We start from the raw sequence: 502 nt of genomic DNA on the forward strand, positions 1-502 counted from the left end.
TTTCTGGACGAATTGAAGCGTATTCTTGGCCCGCAGAAATCGGTCACTATTGTGACGGATGCGGGTTATCAATCACCTTGGTTTACTCATGTCAAAACACTGGGCTGGGACTTTGTCGGCCGTATTCGAAACAATATTCAGAGTTTATTAGACAGCGAAACAGAGTGGCAGAATGCCAAAAAACTGACAGCTCACGCTACGCGAACACCGAAAGCGCTTGGAGCCGGTTGGTTGAGCAAAACCCAAAAGAGTCGGATTAGCGGTCATTTTTATATCTATAAAGCGGTGTCCAAAGGGCGAAAAACGAAGAAGGTGAAATTTGGTGCGTCAGAAACAGAATACAGCCGCAGAGGGAAAGACGCATGGCTGATTTTCTCATCAATCGCTACAAATAAAGCCCGGGAAGTGATCAACATCTATGGCAAAAGAATGCAGATAGAGCAGAACTTTAGAGATGAAAAGAATGCCCGGTTTGGATTAGGTGGGCGTTACAGTGGGAGCA

At 45.8% G+C, this 502-nt stretch carries 1 protein-coding gene; it reads left to right on the forward strand.

The features are described from left to right. The coding region (locus tag AC559G_RS18110; protein ID WP_498913676.1) for a transposase at nt 1–502 on the forward strand (502 nt) is incomplete at both ends.

Origin of the sequence: Gibbsiella greigii, assembly GCF_039540155.1 — a bacterium.
Lineage (GTDB): Bacteria > Pseudomonadota > Gammaproteobacteria > Enterobacterales > Enterobacteriaceae > Gibbsiella > Gibbsiella quercinecans.